At 61.8% G+C, this 18,250-nt stretch carries 17 protein-coding genes; 9 read left to right on the forward strand and 8 right to left on the reverse strand.

From position 1 onward, the window contains the following. The first annotated feature begins 429 nt into the window (after positions 1 to 429). Positions 430 to 1,842 carry an aspartate aminotransferase family protein gene (locus BW940_RS02335; protein ID WP_076607560.1) on the forward strand — a complete coding sequence of 471 codons (1,413 nt, stop codon included), beginning with the start codon at positions 430 to 432 and terminating at the stop codon, positions 1,840 to 1,842. After that, the gene (locus BW940_RS02340; protein WP_076607561.1) at positions 1,842 to 3,005 is read left to right on the forward strand and encodes an acyl-CoA dehydrogenase family protein; all 1,164 of its coding nucleotides are present in this window, start codon (positions 1,842 to 1,844) and stop codon (positions 3,003 to 3,005) included. The genes BW940_RS02335 and BW940_RS02340 overlap by 1 nt, the downstream gene beginning before the upstream one ends. Positions 3,006 to 3,016: 11 nt before the next feature. Here BW940_RS02340 and BW940_RS02345 read toward each other — a convergent pair whose 3' ends face one another. Beyond that, positions 3,017 to 3,541 (reverse strand): Lrp/AsnC family transcriptional regulator, encoded by a 525-nt coding sequence (locus BW940_RS02345; protein WP_076607562.1) that lies wholly within the window; start codon positions 3,539 to 3,541, stop codon positions 3,017 to 3,019. A gap of 132 nt (positions 3,542 to 3,673) precedes the next feature. On the opposite strand from BW940_RS02345, the gene BW940_RS02350 reads away from it, so the two are divergent. Then, entirely contained in the window at positions 3,674 to 4,966 is a 1,293-nt protein-coding gene (locus BW940_RS02350) for an MBL fold metallo-hydrolase (RefSeq protein ID WP_076607563.1), read from the forward strand. Positions 4,967 to 5,007: 41 nt separating this feature from the next. Here the strand turns inward: BW940_RS02350 and BW940_RS02355 are convergent, their stop codons facing one another. Next, positions 5,008 to 5,748: a DUF5518 domain-containing protein gene (locus tag BW940_RS02355; RefSeq protein WP_076607564.1), complete on the reverse strand. Its 741-nt coding sequence runs from the start codon at positions 5,746 to 5,748 to the stop codon at positions 5,008 to 5,010. Between the two features lie 363 nt (positions 5,749 to 6,111). Here BW940_RS02355 and BW940_RS02360 point away from each other — a divergent pair, with 363 nt between their 5' ends. Further along, positions 6,112 to 7,326, forward strand: a complete 1,215-nt coding sequence (locus tag BW940_RS02360) for an MFS transporter (protein ID WP_076607565.1) — start codon at positions 6,112 to 6,114, stop codon at positions 7,324 to 7,326. A 121-nt stretch (positions 7,327 to 7,447) separates the two neighbouring features. Beyond that, complete coding sequence (locus tag BW940_RS02365; RefSeq protein WP_076607566.1) at positions 7,448 to 8,236, forward strand: HpcH/HpaI aldolase family protein; 789 nt, start codon at positions 7,448 to 7,450, stop codon at positions 8,234 to 8,236. 48 nt (positions 8,237 to 8,284) lie between these two features. On the opposite strand, the gene BW940_RS02370 is transcribed toward BW940_RS02365, so the two are convergent. Continuing rightward, on the reverse strand, positions 8,285 to 8,686 hold the full coding sequence (locus BW940_RS02370; protein ID WP_076607567.1) for a DCC1-like thiol-disulfide oxidoreductase family protein: 402 nt from the start codon (positions 8,684 to 8,686) through the stop codon (positions 8,285 to 8,287). Between the two features lie 213 nt (positions 8,687 to 8,899). Here BW940_RS02370 and BW940_RS02375 point away from each other — a divergent pair, with 213 nt between their 5' ends. Beyond that, entirely contained in the window at positions 8,900 to 9,589 is a 690-nt protein-coding gene (locus BW940_RS02375) for a sensor domain-containing protein (protein WP_076607568.1), read from the forward strand. Positions 9,590 to 9,684: 95 nt separating this feature from the next. Next, a complete protein-coding gene (locus BW940_RS02380; RefSeq protein ID WP_076607569.1) occupies positions 9,685 to 10,932 on the forward strand; it encodes a hypothetical protein in 1,248 nt (415 codons plus the stop codon). A 64-nt stretch (positions 10,933 to 10,996) separates the two neighbouring features. Here BW940_RS02380 and BW940_RS02385 read toward each other — a convergent pair whose 3' ends face one another. From BW940_RS02385 to BW940_RS02405, 5 genes are all read right to left on the reverse strand, one after another. Beyond that, on the reverse strand, positions 10,997 to 12,196 hold the full coding sequence (locus BW940_RS02385; RefSeq protein WP_084776712.1) for an MFS transporter: 1,200 nt from the start codon (positions 12,194 to 12,196) through the stop codon (positions 10,997 to 10,999). 185 nt (positions 12,197 to 12,381) lie between these two features. Beyond that, positions 12,382 to 12,498, reverse strand: coding sequence for a CcmD family protein (locus tag BW940_RS02390; protein ID WP_076607570.1), 117 nt, complete (start codon positions 12,496 to 12,498; stop codon positions 12,382 to 12,384). A gap of 2 nt (positions 12,499 to 12,500) precedes the next feature. Continuing rightward, positions 12,501 to 13,169 carry a cytochrome c biogenesis protein gene (locus tag BW940_RS02395; RefSeq protein WP_084776724.1) on the reverse strand — a complete coding sequence of 223 codons (669 nt, stop codon included), beginning with the start codon at positions 13,167 to 13,169 and terminating at the stop codon, positions 12,501 to 12,503. Positions 13,170 to 13,266: 97 nt separating this feature from the next. After that, positions 13,267 to 13,953, reverse strand: a complete 687-nt coding sequence (locus tag BW940_RS02400; RefSeq protein ID WP_076607572.1) for a cytochrome c biogenesis CcdA family protein — start codon at positions 13,951 to 13,953, stop codon at positions 13,267 to 13,269. A gap of 59 nt (positions 13,954 to 14,012) precedes the next feature. Continuing rightward, positions 14,013 to 15,053 carry a c-type cytochrome gene (locus BW940_RS02405; protein WP_235847762.1) on the reverse strand — a complete coding sequence of 347 codons (1,041 nt, stop codon included), beginning with the start codon at positions 15,051 to 15,053 and terminating at the stop codon, positions 14,013 to 14,015. 352 nt (positions 15,054 to 15,405) lie between these two features. On the opposite strand from BW940_RS02405, the gene BW940_RS02410 reads away from it, so the two are divergent. Together BW940_RS02410 and ccsA are read left to right on the forward strand one after the other, a co-directional pair. Next, entirely contained in the window at positions 15,406 to 15,840 is a 435-nt protein-coding gene (locus tag BW940_RS02410) for a thioredoxin family protein (protein WP_235847763.1), read from the forward strand. Next, positions 15,837 to 18,248 (forward strand): cytochrome c biogenesis protein CcsA, encoded by a 2,412-nt coding sequence (gene ccsA / locus BW940_RS02415; RefSeq protein WP_076607712.1) that lies wholly within the window; start codon positions 15,837 to 15,839, stop codon positions 18,246 to 18,248. Before BW940_RS02410 ends, ccsA begins: the two co-directional genes overlap by 4 nt. Positions 18,249 to 18,250 lie beyond the last annotated feature (2 nt).

The following is an 18,250-nucleotide window of genomic DNA, read 5'->3' on the forward strand; positions in this document are numbered from 1 at the left end:
ACCGTATGGGCCATAAATACGATACCTAATGTATCTTTCGTAGGTGTTGTATATTCATCAAGAAGTGTACTATATAGTGTATTAGATCCTATTTCTTTCCGTTTTGTTGGGTCAAATACAGCAATTTAGAAACATTTCTGCTATTCTACCGGTAAAACAGATGTTACTCAGAGCCGTGACTGTGGTTGACACTGGTCTACATATATTCTGTCGAACATGTTTGTTCCGACCGCCCGACTTGGTGCCGAGGAGCACGCGAGACGCCGTCGAGCAGACAGCATTTCACCCACACAGCGTCCCTTCGCCACCACAATCTCTCGATGTTGGATTAGGTCCAATATCTATTCCGGCTTTTAGATTATTGCTGTCTAACGCAAACTACGTGAGATTTCGCATCAAATATATATGTGACGCTGGAAATAGTATCATATGGCAGTAGGCCCGCCAATCGACGACCTTCACTTCGCGATGGAACCATCCGTTGATAAGATTCCAGGACCGAACTCACGGAAACTCCTGGAGCGTCAACAGGAGATCGACAGTAGCGCCGTTGCGTATCCGAAACGGATCCCGATCGCCCTCGAGGAAGCCCGCGGGGCGACGGTTCGTGACGTCGACGGCAACACCTTCCTCGACTTCTTCGCCGGGATCGGCGTGTTGAACGTCGGCCACTCGAACCCCTACGTTCTCGAGGGGACTCAGGAACAACTCGAGTCGGTCGCCCATACGATCGACTTCCCGACCGAAGCGCGGCTCGATCTCATCGACAAGCTTCGAGAGATCGCTCCCGGCGGGCTGGCTGGCGCGAGTAACGTCGTTTTCGGCGGCCCGAGTGGGAGCGACGCGATCGAAGGGTCGATCAAACTCGCCAAACACAACACGGGTCGACACGGCCTGCTCGCCTTCGAAGGCTCCTACCACGGCACGACCGCCGGTGCACTCAGCCTCACTGCGGGCAAGAAGTACAAGAAAGGCTATGCGCCGCTGCTTGCGGACACCGTCCACGTGCCCTATCCCTACCCCGCCCAGGATCCCGACACCGGCGACGCCGGCGCACTTTGTCCGGCCGACGACTGCTGTATGAACGACGGTTGTGCCCGCGCGCTCGACGCCGTCAAGCGGAAGTTCGAGGCCCCCTACGGCGGCCACGAGACGCCGGCCGGCATCTGGGTCGAACCGATTCAGGGCGAAGGCGGCGTCATCGTGCCGCCGGAGGGCTTCCTGCAGGGGCTTCGTGACATCGCAGACGACAACGATGCGATGTTGATCGTCGACGAGATCCAGACCGGACTGGGTCGAACCGGCGAGTGGTTCGCAACGGACCACTTCGACGTGACCCCGGACGCGATCACGATGGCGAAAGCACTCGGCGGTACCGGGCTGCCGATCGGTGCGATGCTCTACCACGAGAAGTTCGACACCTGGGGGCCGGGCGGCCACGTTGGCACGTTCCGCGGCAACGCGCCCGCGATGGTCGGCGGCCTGCGTGCGATCGAGTACATCGAATCACACGACCTGCTCGCACACGCGACGGAACTCGGGCGCTACCTTCGCGACCGCATCGGCGAGGTCGCAGAAACCACCCCGGAGATCATCGACGTGCGCGGGAAGGGGCTGTTCGTCGGCGTCGAGTTCGAAGACGCGGACGGCAACCCGGACGCCGACATCGTCAAAGCGATCCAGCAGTACTGTTATGAGAACGGCGTTCTCGTCTGGAGCGCCGGCCGACACGGGAACGTGTTGCGGCTCATCCCGCCGCTCGTTCTCACCCACGAACAAGCGGAATTCGGCATGGACGTCCTCTGTGAGGCCGTTCGTGCAACAACGGAGGATTCACACTAATGCTCGACTACCTTGACCTCGAAGCAGAACTCACCGACGAAGAACGACTGATCCGCGATACGGCACGCGAGTTCGTCGACGAACAGGTTCGCCCGGATATCGGCGAGCACTTCGAAAACGGCACGTTCCCGAAAGAACTGATCCCAGAGATGGGCGAGATGGGCTTTTACGCCCCCAACCTCGAGGGCTACGGCTCGCCGAACGTCTCCGAGACGGCCTACGGCCTGTTGATGCAGGAACTCGAGGCCTGTGACTCGGGGCTGCGCTCGATGGCGTCGGTCCAGGGCGCACTCGTCATGTATCCGATCCACGCCTACGGCAGCGAGGAGCAGAAAGAAGAATGGCTCCCCAAACTCGGCGCTGGCGAGGCTGTCGGCTGTTTCGGCCTCACCGAACCCGAACACGGCTCGAACCCGACGGCGATGGAAACCCACGCCGAACGCGACGCCGACGGCTACGTGCTCAACGGCTCGAAGACGTGGATCACGAACTCCCCCATCGCCGACGTCGCGATCGTCTGGGCGCGTGATCGCTCGAGCGACGACACCCCAGTTCGGGGCTTCCTCGTCGAGACCGACCGCGACGGCGTCTCGACCAACAAAATCACCGAAAAGCTCTCGCTTCGCGCCTCGATCACTGGCGAGATCGGTCTGAACGACGTCCACGTTCCCGAGGAGAACGTCCTCCCCGGCGTCTCCGGCATGAAAGGACCGCTGTCCTGTCTCACGCAGGCGCGCTTTGGTATCGCCTGGGGAGCTGTCGGCGCGGCTCGAAACTGCTTCGAGACAGCCCGCCAGTACGCGACGGACCGCGAGCAGTTCGGCGGCCCGATCGGGCGCTTCCAGCTCCAACAGCAGAAACTCGCGGAGATGGCGACCCAGATCTCACTCGCACAACTGCTTATCCACCGCCTGACGGAGCTCAAAGAGCGCGGCGACTTGCGCCCACAGCACGTCTCGATGGCCAAACGAAACAACGTGCGCATGGCCCGCGACCAGTCCCGGATCGCCCGTGAGATGCTCGGTGGGAACGGGATCACGACCGACTACTCGCCGATGCGTCACCTGGCGAACATGGAAACGGTCTACACCTACGAGGGCACCCACGACATCCATACCCTCATCCTCGGCGAGGATCTGACCGGGATCGCCGCCTACGAGTAAGCGACTCGTCCTTACTCCGCTTCGTCGCCAGTGGGCAACTCATGTGAGTCGAGCAGCGACTCCTGACTGTAATCACGCAGCGTGCCGATCCCCGTGTTCGTCTTGATCGTCGAGATGACGAACTTCGAACTCGTGCGACGAATTTCGTCGATCGACTCGTAGTCGTCGACGAGCTCTTCGACCATATCCCGCGAGGTGAGTCGCCCAATGACAATGAAGTCAGTATCGCCCATCGTGAAATAGACCTGATTGACGCCCTCGATATCGGCGAGCTGTTCGCCGACCCGTTCGTGATAGCCCTCGCCGAACTCCGCCCAGATTTCGGAGATGATCGTGATTCCGAGGCCGACCTTTTCGAGGTCGAGTTCGTACAGTTCGTTCGTGATGACGCCGTCCTCTTTGAGACTCTGCAATCGGTAGTGCACCGTCGACTTCGGAATACCGGTCTGTTCGTGGATGACTTCCGTGTTGTCGGTCTCCTGTTCTGCGATTGCGAAGATGATCTTGATGTCCCGCTCGTCCAGTGTGGCACTCATCTATGTGTCCGTTTGACGTAGCCCACCCTATGCCTTTTCGGTGACAGGCTGTCCGCCGCTGTCCGTGTCATATTCGCTGGCCGAACGAACGGAAACGATGGAGGAAAACGGCTCGAGGACCCAGCGATGGTAATGGACATCCGATTTCTCGGCGGTGCTCGTGAGGTCGGGCGCAGCGCGATCCTCGTCAACGACGCGCTGTTGCTCGATTTCGGGATGCTGACCGCCAACCCGCCCCAGTTTCCGCTCGAGACGCCCGATCCCGAGGCGGTCGTCGTCTCCCATGGCCACCTCGACCACGTCGGGACGATTCCGACCCTTCTCTCTGGTGACGGGCGACCGCCGATCCACTGGACGCCGCCGACGGCCGAACTCGCGCAGACGCTCGCTCGAGACACGCTGAAACTGCACGGCGGTTCGTACAACTGCCCGTTTACTGAACCCGACCTCAAACGCGTCACGCAGGTCTCGGAGACACACGGCTATCGGGAGCCCTTTGAAGCCGCTGGCCACGAGATCACGTTTTATAATGCCGGCCATATTCCGGGCAGCGCCCACGTCCTCGTCGATGACGGCGACACGCGACTGCTCTATACGGGCGATTTCCACATCGACGCCGATGTCGACTCGAGCGGTTCGAACGGCCACGCCAGCTCCGTGGCTGGACAGCGGCTGGTGTCGGGGACGACCGCGCGTCCCGACGCCGATATTGTCCTCTGTGAGAGTACGTACTCCGACGTCGACCACGAGCCTCGAGCTACGGTCGAGGAGCGATTCGTCGAAAGCGTCGAGACGACGCTCTGGGACGGCGGCACGGTCGTTGTCCCGGCGTTCGCGATCGGGCGCACACAAGAGTTGATGCTCGTCTGTGCAGCCCACGACATCCCGTGTTATGTCGATGGGATGGGGACACAGGTCACCGAGATGCTCCGCCAGTATCCCGACTACGTCCGCGACGCCGAGGCGTTTCGGCGAGCGATCTCACACGCCCGCTTCGTTACCGGCCGGGACGGCCAGCGCAAGCGAATCGTCGACCAGAAAGCCGCGATCATCACCACCAGCGGGATGCTCTCGGGCGGGCCGGCGATGACCTACATCCCCGAAATCCGGCGGAATCCGGCGAACAAGATCACCATGACGGGATATCAGGTCGAGGGGACGCCCGGACGCGACCTCCTCGAGACCGGCAGCGCCGAGATCGACGGGCGAGTGATGCCCGTCAGCGCCCAGGTCGAACAGTACGACTTCTCGGCCCACGCGGATCGAGACGGCATTCTCGAGTTTCTCGCATCCTACCGCGACAGTTCAGTCCTGATCAACCACGGCGACCGCTGTGAGGCATTCGCCGAAGAGTTGCGAGGCGATGGGTTCGACGCGAGTGCGCCCGAACTCGGCGACGTTGTATCGGTGGAAGCGTCGACGTAACACCCGTGAGATGAGAAGCGGGATGCGAAACGTAGTGTGCGTCAGTTAACAGTCGCCCGACGGTCTGCAAGCCGACCACCGACGTACCCGCCGAGCGCGCCGAGGCCGGCCCCGACGGTCGCGACGAGCAACACCGAAAGGAGCACCACTGTTCCGACGACGATTGCGTTCCCTGCCTGCTCGATGGCCAGCAGTCCGGTTACCAGGCCGCCGAACACGAACAGGAGGATCGCGATTACTGGCAGCATGGGCAAGAGCCCCGCGAGCGTCCCGACGCTGACCGTCCGATCGGACTCGCCACGCTCGAGATAGCCCGCCAGCGCACCGCCGACGGCGGGCGAGACGGGGATAAAAGAGAGCACGACAGTCGTCACAGCGCCGAGAACGGCGAACGTACCATACGAACTGACGGGGTCGTCCGTCCCGGCCTGACGGTGCGCGCGGTGTCTCGCGACGACGTACCCGACGGCGAACAGAACCAGCCCAACGCCGGTCAGTAGCAGTCCTGGCCCCGTCCACGAGACGACGGCGTCGGCGACAGTCAGCGTCTCGGCGTCGGTGAGTTCGGTCGTGCCGACGGTGACCGTGATCGTTCCGTCTTCGACGCCCTCCGCGAGGAGCGTTCGGTCGACCAGAAACACGAGCGCGCTCCCACCGACGACCAGAAACAGTCCGCTCAGCGCGATGATAGCCCCGAAGAGCCAGTCGACGAACTCCGGGAGCGGACTCCTGCCAACAGGGTGCCCCTCCGCAGTCGCACTTTCAGTCGGTGTCGACACCATGACACCGTGTACTGTCGTCGTTCAACCACTTAAACCACTGCCGCAACCCAGTCTGCGGTGACGAACTTGTGACGACATCCTTCACAGAGCGCAAACTCGACGACTTGGCCCGTGGACAGATGAACGTGATAGCGCTCGACTGGGTACTCCGTCGCTCCGCAGTTGGTGCATGTCACAGGTTGTCCCCTCCGTTGGATACGTCGACTACGGTCACAACCGACATAATTCCCACGTGGGTGCAGCGATGATCGCCACTGGCCGTCACTGCACAGCCGACACACGGCAAGAAGCGATCGGGGTGCCATCCGGTCGATACGACCGGTATAGCAACCTACTCCATGTGTCGGCACACACCCCGACTCCATGAGAACTAATGGCAGTGGATACCGACAGGAGTACGGCCTCGTCGTGCTCGGGGCAGGGAGTTATACCTGTCTCATGTTCGTCTGGTTCTCGCTGCCGGCGTTTCTCTCGACGATTATCGCGGAGCTCGACCTCTCGAGTACGCAAGCTGGGATTCTCGCTGGGGCGGTGCCGTTGACGTACATCCCGCTTGCGCTGTTTTCCGGGCTCGCCGTCGACCGAGTCGGGCCTGGCCGAAGCCTCGCTGTCGGTGTGCTGATCTACGGCGTCGCCCAGATCGGTCGAAGCACGGCCGGCAGCTTTCCGTCGCTGCTGGCCACAACGCTCCTGCTCGGCGTCGGCGCGACCGCGATTACGTTCGGCCTCCCGAAGCTGGTCGGGGTCCTGTTCCCGCCAGCGGCAACCGGTCGCCCATCGGCGATCTATCTCATCGGAGCCTCGACGGGCTCGGCGCTCGTCTTCGCCGTCGGTCGGCCGATTCTGGGACCGTGGCTCGGCGGCTGGCGACCGCTGTTTTTCTGGAGTGGTGTCGTCGCCATCGGCTACGGGCTCTGCTGGCTCCTCGTGACGTGGCACGTCGGCATCGACGACCGGATGGCCGACAACGACCCGTTTTCCCTCGAGTCGGTCGTCGACGACCTGCGGCTGGTGCTGTCCCACCGCGACCTCCAGTTGATCGTCGTCATTGGGACGATGTACCTGCTGTTACACCACGGCCTGCAGGGGTGGCTGCCGACGGTACTCGAGTCGCGCGGGCTCGCGGCCGGTGTGGCTGGACAGGCCACGAGCCTGTTGATCGGATCCTACGTCGTCGGCGTGTTGTTCATCCCCACGCTTGCAGACCGGTTCGCTGCCCGGCGACTCGCACTGATGGGCTGTGGCAGCGTCGCGTTCCTCGGCGTTGCCGGGGTGATCGCGGGCGGGTCCGGGACACTGGCCGTCATTGGAATCGTTTTCGCCGGGCTGGGAATTGGCGGTGTGTCGCCGCTCATCCGGGCGATTCCGCCGACACTCGAAGGGATCGGCGCGCGGCTGACCGGGACGGCGGTCGGCTTCATTTTCGCCGTCGGCGAGATCGGCGGCTTCTTCGGCCCAATGTTGATCGGCGTCTTTCACGACGTGACGGGCTCGTACGTTCCCGGACTGGCCATGCTTTCGGGTGGTACACTCGTGATCGTCCTCGCTGGGACCATGCTTCGATACGAGCGCCAGTAGGTGTCCACAGTCGCCGAGATGTCCCGTTCGAGGCTGGCGAACCGACGAGCGGACCAACTGCTCGAGCCGACGGTGCTTACTCACCGCGAAGCTTTATTGCGGTTCTGCTGGTCCGTCGCCTATGCCGACCACACCCCGCAGCAACCGGCTTCAGCGAACGCTCGAGGACGGCGGTGTCGCCCTTGGAATCCTCGAGAACACGTACAACCCAACGCTCGTCGAGTTCTACGGCGAGCTCGGGCTCGACTTCGTCTGGATCGATCTCGAACACGCCGGCCCGAGTCCGTGGGACGGCGACCGACTCGAGGACCTGCTTCGGGCCGCGGACGTAACCGAGACGGAACTGCTCGTTCGCCTGCCCGAACCCGACCCGGGGATGATCCGAAAAGCGCTCGACGCCGGCGTCCGCTCGCTGTTCGTCTCGCGGATCGAGACGGCCGACGAGGTCCAGCAGGCGCTCGAGGCCGCCCGGTTCGAGTACGACGGCGACCCCGGAAGACGCGGTTTTGCAAGCCCCCGTGCGAGTCGCTGGGGGACGGCCGACGACTACGTCGGCACCGAAGACGACGAGATCGTCCTCGGCGTGACGATCGAGAATCCGACGGCGGTCGACAACATCGACGACATCCTCGCGGTGCCCGAACTGGGCTTCGTCTTCGCCGGCCCGCTCGATCTCGCCGTCTCAACGGGCCATCCTGGGGAGCCGACCCACAAGGACGTCGAGCACCACGTCGACCGGATTCGAGAGGCAGCGCTCGAGGCCGATGTCCCACTCGGCGGGCTCGGCTTCGGGATGGACGATGTCAACGAGAAGGCCGCGTCGGGCTACCAAATCCTGAATATCGGAAGTACCACCGGTGCCCTGCAGGGGACGGTACAGTCGTGGCTCGGCGAGTACGACGGTGGCTGACAGGCCAGAGCAAGCACGCGATGGGACGGCTGGGTCGTATACGGGCTCTCAGCGGCTCCCGTCGTCGGCCGCATCTTGCCTCGCTGGCGGCGTCTTCGAGACGAGTTGGCCCCACGTCTCGCGGTTGTTCGCTACCTGCCGGTAGGCCCACTCGCGGACGCGTTCGTACTCTTCGAAGTGGCGACCGAACTCGATGACGTCGCGAACGGTGTTGTTGGCAGTCGTCCGACGGAGTGCCTCTTCGATCGATGCCCCACAGGAGTAGACCGCATCATCGGTCACGAGATGCGAACACTGCTCGTAGTGCGTCGGCAGCCGCCCGTGGAGTTCGGGTTCGGCCGACAGATCGCTAAAGCCGACGAGACGCAGTTCGCCATGTCGATCGACGTAGTCCGCCCACCACGTACAGAACCCACAGTCGTCGTCGTAGACGAGCGTTGGCTCGGTCATACACGACGTTGACGGACTCGAGGCACAAACGCCTGTCCTCGACCCTCGAGGCAGTGCTTGGGGTGGGCGGGTGACGTGTCAGCGGTCCGCTCGAGCGCTCGGCTCGTGTGGTCACCGGGCCGTAACCGTCGTCGGGTGTGGCTCACCACGCTGTTTCTGATCCTGTAACTGGATGCGGCCCTCTTTACTAGAGCGAGACAACAGTCAGTCAAAATGTCATCTACAGACCGTCCAAGCCGCGAGCGGAGCTATTCGGTTGCCAATTTCGTCGGCGTCGTCGCCGAGCGACAGACGTACAAAAACCTCTGCTATCTGGCTGTGGCGTTTCCACTCGGAATGGTGTACTCGGTGGTGTTTCTCGTCGGCTTCGGGTTCGGAACCGTCCTCTCTGCGCTCGGCATCGGCATCCTGCTGTTGATCGGCACCGTCATCGGCTCGCGACTGCTTGTGCGGTTCGAACGATGGCTCGCAAACGCGTTGCTTTCGGTCGATCTCGAGACGATCGACGACGTCCGGTCCTCGTCGGCCGGGTTGCTGGCGACGGTGAGACGATATTTCGACGCTCCCTCGACCTGGCGCGGACTGGGCTTTCTCATGGTGAAGTTCTGGTTCGGGTTCGTCGCAATCGTGTTGCTCGTCGTGTTCGTCACCGCGCTCTCGTTTCTCACTATCCCGTTCCGGTATCCACACGAGGAGGAACTGTTCAGGGTCAACGACGAGCCGATCGTCTGGACGATCGACACGCTCCCGGAAGCAGCCCTCGCGGTGGTGCTCGGTGCAGGTCTCGGACTCGCGTTTTTCCACCTTTCGAACGCCTTTGCGTACGTCGCTGGCCGAATCGCGATTGCCCTGCTCGATTACTCGAGCGAGGCGGCGGCGACACCGACCGAGCCGATGGATTGAGACGCCCCTCGAGCCGAACCCACTCGAACACTGGCGTCCGGCCCGACCGATCTCGGTGCCAGAACATTCTTGATCGCTGTCTCGAATCACAAGTCATGAGCACCGCGGCAGGGCCGCTGTCGGAACCACAGGTGTTGGCCCACACCAAGCGACGGCTCTTTCCGAGCCAGTCCGCGGACGACTCGCCGTCCTACGCAGTCGCCGACACGCAGTTCTCGAAAGCCGAATGGCTCCCTGGCCACCCCGTCGATCCGGCCGTTCGAGACTGTCTCGCGCCGTTCAACCACGTTCGGATCGGTGGCGGCTACCCGGATCTCGTCGGCGTGCGCGCCCTCGAGTCCGATCTGCTCGCTGTCGACCGGCTCGGCGACGAGCCGCCGCTGATCGCCATCGAAGCGAAAGGGGAGACGAGCGGCGGCGTCGACACGCAACGCGGGATCGTCCAGGCCTACGACCGGCTTCACGAGGCGAACGCGGCGTATCTCGCCGCGCCGGCAGCCGCGGTTTCGGAAACCGATCGCACGCTCGCCCGGGAGTTGAACGTCGGCGTCCTCGGCGTTGCCGAGTCGGGGACGGTCGACGCCCTCGAGGTGCCCCGTGTCGTCGGTAACCGAACCTCGAGCGAGGCGACGGCGCTGCGATTCCAGGCTGGCGCACAGGGCGTCACCGACGCCTCGTTCGGGCTGAATCATCCGAAAAACTATCTGGGCTATCCGCTCGCGCAGTACGCAGACGGGGACACCGCAACGGTGCTCTCAGACTACAAGATCGTCGGCGCGGCCGACGATGCCAGACGCGGCGCTACCTTTCTCGGATTGATCGAACCCGGCCCCGCCCCGGCGCTGACGTCGCTCGGTCAGGAGGTCGTTCGATTCGCGACGGCACAGTACGGCTCCGTGGAGGCGGCGCTTGCCGAGTTCGAGAACTGGTATCGGTCGTCAAAACGGTTCGTCGACGTCGCCCCGGCGTGGGGGCGGCTGGCTCGACGCGTCCTGTTCGAGTATCCCGCGACGGAGTTGCTCGTGACCGAACTCCAGACCATGCACGACGACTGGCAGCCCGAGCCCTCGCTCGTCGATCTGGTCGTCCACATGCACGAACTCCATCCGACCTTTACCGTCGAACTGTTCGTCCGCGGCGACGAGGCGGTTCGACGACGAGTCCTGACCGAAGACGGCGAGCTTCGGCGCTCAGCGCTCGAGGATGGGTCCGTCTATCACTCGCCGACCGTCTTCCAACTGAAGGCGATGTTGTACCACGCTGGGATTCTGACTGCTCGAGGGGCAGAGCCGCATCGCCTCGAGCCGACCGAGGACGTCTGGGCGCTTCGGGAGTCCGTGTGAGTCAGTTTGGACCGTTTTGATCGGCTATCTGGAACGTATACTCTGGCTTGACAAAGCGGGAGATTCACTTCGCCAGTGCCCTGTTATGTCGACGCCGTCTGCCCAGCACGGCCGCGAGTGCGAGCGTACCGAGTGTGGCTGCTGTCGCCGCCGCACCGAACACTCCACGGACGCCGAACAGCGGGACCAGTGGACCGAACAACACTGGTGAGAGGAACTGGCCCGTATAGCCTGCTGATGCGAGATAGGAGCTGAACTGTCCCTGTCGATCGACGGGTGCGAGTGCCTCGATCCACGCGAACGCCGAGGGGAAGACCAGCCCCAGTCCCAGCCCAAACGCGACCACCGACGGGACTGCGGTCAGCGCCGATCCCGCGACGGTCGCACCCGTGAACGCGACGATCCAGAGGACGAGCGCCGTCGCGACGAGGACGTGCCGGCTCGTCCGTTCGACGAGTCGATCGTAGAGCGCAGCCGAAATCCCACCGGCAAGCCCGTTGGCGGCGAGATAGTAGCTGATCGACAGCGAGGAGGTGATCCCCAGCCCCGAAAGCAGTTGGGGGTAAAAGACGACGATACTGTAGAGGAGTGTGTTCGCCCCGAAGTATAGCAGGTAGACCGACAGCAGCGCGGGCCGCCGTCGGAAGACGGCGACGACACCGGCGACACCCGCATCCGACTCCACCTCGTCGCTGGTTTCGTTTCGTCCCGTCTCGGGAACAGTCACGATCGCGAGGAGACCAAGCGGGACCGCGATCAAGTAGACACCGAAGGGGGCCTGCCACGAGAGGGTGCCGAGCGCACCGCCGACCAACGGCCAGATAACCGCACCGACGCTGTTGGCGCTGCTCCGTAAGCCGAGCGCACGGTTCATCCGCTGGCCCTCGTAGAGATCGTAAATAAGTACCGTGATCCCGGTGTAGACCAAGGCCACGCCGACGCCCAGCACTGCCCTCGAGGCGAGCAGCGGGCCAAACGAGTCGATGACGAGTCCGGCCCCGCCACCGGCTGCATACAGCAAGAGCCCGATAATGAAGGGCCGGCGAGGCCCGATACGGTCGATGAGCGCGCCCGCAATCGGACTAACGAGAACAATGAGTGCCCCGTGGGTCGTAATAATGAGGCCGGCGTTCGACTCCGAAACGCCCAGACTCGACTGGATCGCCGGCACGATCGGCCCGAGGATCGCCCCGGCCATCACGGTCAGCGTTGCCGACGCCAGAATAACCCACAGTGTCTCTCGGCTCCCGGACGCGTTCGTCATCGGGCCCTACTCACGAGGGCAGCGTCAACACGGTTGTGATTTCTTCGTCACTCGCTCTCGAGGGTGTCAGCACCGAGGTCGCCCTCGAGAAACACTGTCGATAGCTATCCCGACGCACAGCCGTCGTGTGTAGGCGTGCGGCGACAGTCGGTGGAGACGCTATTCATCCGGGCCGTGACAGAGGGCTACCGGAGATCTTGCAGTTGTCGCTCGAGGCGGTGTAACTGGCGCTGCATGTAGAGGATGTACGCGAACAGCGCGACGAATATCGCGCCGTATCCGGCGAGGAGGAACGGTTCCATGGTTACGCCACCTCCTCTTTTTTGAGGACGACTTTGTCCTCGAGTTCGTGCAGGCGGATACGAATCGCCATCAGGTAGATGTAGAGCAGTCCCAGTGCGAGCAACGAGATGCCGAGCGTCAGTGGGTCGATGTTTGCACTCACGTCTGGATTTGCCACGGTCGGTTCGTGAAACGTCGGTGTCCAGAGACGGCCAGCAGTGTAGGTGATCGGAACGGTGATGAACGCGACTGTTCCGTAGACTGCCGCAAATCGTTCGTCGGCACCCCGTTCTGTCGAGGCGTACACGACGAGATACCCCGCGTAAATGAACCAGACCATGAGAAACGTGACGAGTCGAACGTCACTCCACTCCCACCACGAGTTCCAGACGACGCGTCCCCACAGGCTCCCCGTAACGAGCGTCAGCGTTGCGAACAGGAATCCGATCTCGCCGCCGCTGTGTGCGAGCCGGTTCCAGAATCGGCCCTCGTATTTGAGATAGAGCACACTCCCGACGAACGTCGCAGAGAGGGCGCCGGCAGTCAGAAACGCGAGCGGAATGTGCCAGTAGGCGATGAGGTTGATACCGTGATCGATGCCGTACATCGTTCGGGAGGCGAATCCGAATATGAGAGTCAACGAGGTCAAGCCAAGAACGAACGCGCCCCAGCGAACAAACCGACTCCACATGATTCGGTGGAACAGCGCGATGAGTGTGCCAAGGCGTCTCGAGAGTGTACGCATACGAGCATGCATTCAACGAGTATGACTTAATTTTTTCCAACAATTACTGGACGAGTGCTGCCAGCAACGCCTTGTCGACTTCGAACAACAGTCCGATACCTGTCACGACGAGCGCGTACCCGCTCAGCCGTCGTACCAGCGCCGGTCGATCGAGCGACCGCACGCGGTCGGTCAGCACACTGCCGGCCCGTTTCCCGCCGTACGCGACGACCAACAGTGGTCCGGAGAAGCCGACCCCGTACGTAAAAAGCAGCGTTGCACTCTGTGCCGTCTCTCCGGACGCACCGACGAACGCGAGCACGCTCCCGAGTACGGGCCCGACACACGGCAACCAGATGACGCCGAGAAACAGTCCGAGCACGAAGCCACCGACGAGTGGGTGGTGGGACGTTTCGATGGCGGTCGTAAACCGCGTCACCGGACCGGTAACTCTCGATGCGTACGTCGTGTACGCGGTGTGAAGATCGTCATCGGCCATCACCGCACCGAAGACGATGATCATTGCCACGAACGGCAGCCGAAACGAATCGGGCGTCAACGAGCCGACCAGCGCCGTGGCGATTCCGAGCACGGTAAACGACGCGATACTCCCGGCGACGATCGCGAGCGGCCGAAACCGGTGTCCGGTGCTTCCCGCGAGTAACGGGGGGATCATCGGGAGACAACACGGTGTGAGTGCAGTGAGTACCCCTGCGACGAAAACTGCAACCAGTCCCGGCGTCTCGAGCATTGATGACTCTATATCCCGAGATGGAAATAAAGAACGTGGTGAATCTTCGACGGCTTCGTTCAGTCGCCCGTCTCGTCGACCGACTCCTCCCGGAGCGGCTGGTCGTACCGATCGACGTCGTCCGGGATGTCGTCCTCGCTAAGCGACTCGGTACCCGTCGGGATGCCAGCTAACTCGAGTTTCTTCTGCATCGGGTTCATCTCGTAGCCGAGATCCCCCTGCGTCCGTTCGTAGTAGACTCCCTCCTCCGGTGGACCCGTCGTCGGGAAGTCGTCTTCTTTGCCAACGAACTCGGGACGGTCGTGGCCGTTCATGAATCCAGCGATGTCCTGTACGTCACGCCAGTCAGTCAGCGTGTGTGGTGCACCGTATGGCATGGCTTCACGGATGAACGCCGACGACGTGTAGACGCGGGACATTCCGGCACCGTCGTTGAACGAGTCAGGGCCCCACAGTGCTGTGGCAGTGCCCTCGATTCCCTGTCCGTCGTCACCGTGACAGGACGCACAGTTCTCAAGGTAGAGTTCTGCACCCCGGACAGGGTTGATCTCTTCGACCGGAACGCGTTCGTCACCCTCTGCTTTGTTCAGGTGTGACCAGTACGGCTGGGCCTTCGTCGGCACGCCCTCGCTCAGCCACTGCATGTACGCCTCCATGGCTTGCATCTCTCTGCTGTCGTACTCGGGTGTGCCCTCCTCGGAGTCCTGGGAGTTCATACTCCGGTCGAAACAGCCCATCAGCCGCTGGCGACTGTCACGCATCCGGTCGCGCCGGTTGGTCCACTCGGGTAGGTCTGCATGGGTCCCGACGAGCGGAATCATGGTGATATCCTGGCCGACCATTCCCTGCGTCATACCGAGATCGCTGCCGCCGTGACAGCTCGCACACGACAGTTCGTTACCGACGTGCTCTGGAAGTTCTTCGGAGGTGTTCTCCATGATCTCGCGCCCGTAGATGACGAGTTCCCGCTCGTTTTCGTTCTCGGGAAGCGTCGACTCGTTCATCTCCTTGGGGGAGAACTGGATCTCCTCGCCGGCCGTTTCGTTCCGGTACTCGAGGTCGTCTTTCGACTCACCCTCCCGAAGATCTTCGTCCAACACGTTGCGGTCCGGCCATTCTGCCGGCGCCTCTATCGGATCACTCGTTTCGCCGTTGCTATCATCAGGTGCTGTCGGAGCGGAACAACCGGCCAGAACGGCCAGTACGAGCACTCCTGACAAGATGAGTAGTTTTCGCTTCATGGCCCAGAAGATCCTCTTTCCGGACACCTTCTGCATGATGCACTCACTGGCATGAGTCATAATGATGGAAACTAATGATTAAAGATTTATGGTCGATGAAATCCCATGGGAAAATTAGTATCTATCGTATGGTCACATCAATCGATCCACTAGTAATGAGCCCGCCGAATCCGTGACGCCACGAAAAATCTTCACGATTGTTCTTGTTATCATGGCCCTCGGAATCGGATACTACTCGATGAACACGGCATCCGTACTGAGTGATGAGTCACACACGTATCACGGAGACACTGCATGGCAAACAGACGTAGACGAAGCGCTGGAAACCGCTGCCGCGGAAGACAAACCGGTGCTCGTCTACTTCTGGACGACGTGGTGTACCTACTGTGAAGATTACAACGAGAACGCCTACGTCGAGCCGGATGTTCACGACCGGCTCGATAACTTCGTTCTCCTCGCGGTGAATCTCGACGATAGCAGTTCGGAAGCGAAAGACCTCCAGCGACGGTACAATGCGAACTACCCGCCCCAGCATGTCGCGATCACACCTGACGGAGAACTGTTGGTGGACATCAATGGATACGCCGAGACGGACTCGTTTATCGCGTATCTCGACGAAGCGCAATCGGAGTGGAAGAGTCGATGATTGGATCTGCGCTCATCGCCGGCGCGATGGTTACGGGACTCGTGGCAACGGTGCTCCTGTTTCGTGGCTATCTCCGCCGTAACAACGACTACGTCACCGTCATTGCACCGTTGATCGGTGCGACTGCCGGACTGTTGACACTCGCACTCGGGTATCTCACGTACCAGTTTGTCGTCACCGATTACGCGAATGCGTACGTTTGGAACAACACCGCGAATTACATTCCACTGCTCTATCGCATCACCGGCGTCTACGCAGGTAACGAAGGCTCCGTTCTCCTGTGGGCAGCACTGGCTGCCGTCGTCGCCTTCTGGGCGGCTGTCCGCCGTGGAGTAGCGTCGCCCGATGCGAAACTCGTGCAGGGACTCACGGTCGGGATTGTCACGTACTTCGCGGCCATGCTATTCTTCGATAGTCCCTTCACCTCGATCACCGACGAGTTCCCCGAGATGGGCGAGGGGGTCACGCCGCTCGATGGGACGGGACTTAATCCGCTTCTGGTCGATCCGTATATGGCGATCCATCCACCGGTGATGTTCATCGCCTACGCGCTTCTGACGATGCCGTTTGCCATCGCCGTTGCCCATTTTATTTCGACGATCCGTGGTAACGGAGGACTGTTCAGCGACTGGATCGGAAGCATCACGCGCTGGCTCCGCATCTCGTGGCTCTTTCTCACCGCTGCAATCGTCCTCGGGTCGCTGTGGTCGTATCGAGTCCTCGGCTGGGGTGGGATCTGGGCGTGGGATCCCGTCGAGACTGCCGTGTTGATCCCGTGGATCTTCCTCACTGCGACGTTACACGCCGTAATGAACTACCGGTCGCGATCGACGTACGCAACGCTTGCACCGGCGATGACGGCGACGACACTTGCGCTCGTCATCTACGCGACCGCGATCGTCAGAAGTGGCGTCTTCCGAAGCGTTCACTCGTTTGCCGACGACGGAATTGGGTTCGCGCTGCTCGTGTTGCTCGCAGTGACGACGATACTCGGCGTCTGTCTCCCGCTTGGCTACTGGCTTCTGAGGGAGCCAGCGGAGCCAGCCGACGACTCACAGCCATGGCTCACTCGAGCGAATGTGTTACACCTTGCCATCCTCGGTATCGGACTGCTCGGTTTCGTCTCCGTCTGGGGGCTTTCGTTCCCCGTCCTCAACAGCTACATCACGGGGATGGAAGTCGAAGTGACGGGCGACTACTATAACCTCTGGAGCTATCCGATCGTGCTCGCGATGCTGTTGCTCCTCGGGTTCTACATGGATTACGACGTAGAGGGTCGCCGCCGTGCACTGCTCTCGCTTGGTGTCTTCACGACGGCGACCGTTCTGGCTGCGCTGATCGCGCCGACCGACTCGTGGTTGCTTGCGAGTGACACGAACGATGCGCTATTCTACCAACTCATCGGCAGCGTGAGTGCCCTCTCGCTGCTCCCGCCAGCGGCGTACGTCTGTCTCACGGTCATCAATCGCGCACTCGAGTACGTTCCCGGTTCGCCGAGTCGAAACTATCAGTTCAAACAGGTGGGCGTCGCGATGGTTCACATCGGCTTCGTGATCCTCGTGGTCGCCGTCGCGTTCTCCTATCTGTTTACCGCCCAGTCGTCGGTGATCATCGCCGATGCCGAACAGGAGGCAGCACTGGACGACTCCGGTGTCCACGACGTCCCCGACTCCGCTTACGCCGTCGAAGTGACTGACTATCGTGAGTATCAGCGTCCGGAGGATCCGGACATTCGAAACGTCGCCTTCTCGGTCGACGAGGTGACTGCTCGAGGTGATTCGATTCACGAGACGGTACAGCCGGTGTACGGAACGGTAACGGAGGTTAATCAGGGGCCGGAGGCGACGATCGTCCAACTCGACGACTCGCAAATCTGGCTCGGCGTCGTCGGCGACGGGCAGGCAGACGTTGACGTTTCCGAGGGCGACCAGGTCGTCGGCGTCGGCTACGTGATGTGGGATTACCTTCCGGAGCTATCGCAAACCGATGCGGTCGTCGTCACCGACCCGGCGGACATCGGGTCGGTGACGAATCCGCCTGCTGCACTCGACCAGACGCGCGTCCAGGGCAGTGCCGTTGGACTCACCGTCTACGACGGTGGCGAACGACTCGCCAGCGGCGAAGCCGGCCAGGAGCGCTACCTCCGGCAGGGCGGGATGGAAGTCAGAAACGTCTTTGTCGATCGTGGACTGGCCCACGACACGTACGTCATCGCAGCGGTCGACGACGGAACCGCCTCACTGACGATCCGACAGATTCCGCTGATGAATCTCATGCGAGTTAGTACCGGCGTGTTGCTCGCAGGAATGTTGGTTATCATCCTGTTCGACCCGGCCTACGGGCTCGTTCGCACGTGGTCACGCCGGACCGAACAGCCGAACACCACTGAAACACCATCCGACGACTAATT

It is taken from the genome of Natronorubrum thiooxidans (assembly GCF_900156475.1).
Lineage (GTDB): Archaea > Halobacteriota > Halobacteria > Halobacteriales > Natrialbaceae > Natronorubrum > Natronorubrum thiooxidans.

Bases quoted from the DNA above. Each gene is read 5' to 3' on its own strand.
- BW940_RS02355 (WP_076607564.1), bottom strand. From the start codon at position 5,748: ATGGTGTCGACACCGACTGAAAGTGCGACTGCGGAGGGGCACCCTGTT.
- BW940_RS02335 (WP_076607560.1), top strand. From the start codon at position 430: ATGGCAGTAGGCCCGCCAATCGACGACCTTCACTTCGCGATGGAACCA.
- BW940_RS02370 (WP_076607567.1), bottom strand. From the start codon at position 8,686: ATGACCGAGCCAACGCTCGTCTACGACGACGACTGTGGGTTCTGTACG.
- BW940_RS02350 (WP_076607563.1), top strand. From the start codon at position 3,674: ATGGACATCCGATTTCTCGGCGGTGCTCGTGAGGTCGGGCGCAGCGCG.
- BW940_RS02400 (WP_076607572.1), bottom strand. From the start codon at position 13,953: ATGCTCGAGACGCCGGGACTGGTTGCAGTTTTCGTCGCAGGGGTACTC.
- BW940_RS02390 (WP_076607570.1), bottom strand. From the start codon at position 12,498: ATGGAACCGTTCCTCCTCGCCGGATACGGCGCGATATTCGTCGCGCTG.
- BW940_RS02340 (WP_076607561.1), top strand. From the start codon at position 1,842: ATGCTCGACTACCTTGACCTCGAAGCAGAACTCACCGACGAAGAACGA.
- BW940_RS02345 (WP_076607562.1), bottom strand. From the start codon at position 3,541: ATGAGTGCCACACTGGACGAGCGGGACATCAAGATCATCTTCGCAATC.
- BW940_RS02380 (WP_076607569.1), top strand. From the start codon at position 9,685: ATGAGCACCGCGGCAGGGCCGCTGTCGGAACCACAGGTGTTGGCCCAC.
- BW940_RS02365 (WP_076607566.1), top strand. From the start codon at position 7,448: ATGCCGACCACACCCCGCAGCAACCGGCTTCAGCGAACGCTCGAGGAC.
- BW940_RS02410 (WP_235847763.1), top strand. From the start codon at position 15,406: ATGGCCCTCGGAATCGGATACTACTCGATGAACACGGCATCCGTACTG.
- BW940_RS02395 (WP_084776724.1), bottom strand. From the start codon at position 13,169: ATGTGGAGTCGGTTTGTTCGCTGGGGCGCGTTCGTTCTTGGCTTGACC.
- BW940_RS02385 (WP_084776712.1), bottom strand. From the start codon at position 12,196: ATGACGAACGCGTCCGGGAGCCGAGAGACACTGTGGGTTATTCTGGCG.
- BW940_RS02375 (WP_076607568.1), top strand. From the start codon at position 8,900: ATGTCATCTACAGACCGTCCAAGCCGCGAGCGGAGCTATTCGGTTGCC.
- ccsA (WP_076607712.1), top strand. From the start codon at position 15,837: ATGATTGGATCTGCGCTCATCGCCGGCGCGATGGTTACGGGACTCGTG.
- BW940_RS02360 (WP_076607565.1), top strand. From the start codon at position 6,112: ATGAGAACTAATGGCAGTGGATACCGACAGGAGTACGGCCTCGTCGTG.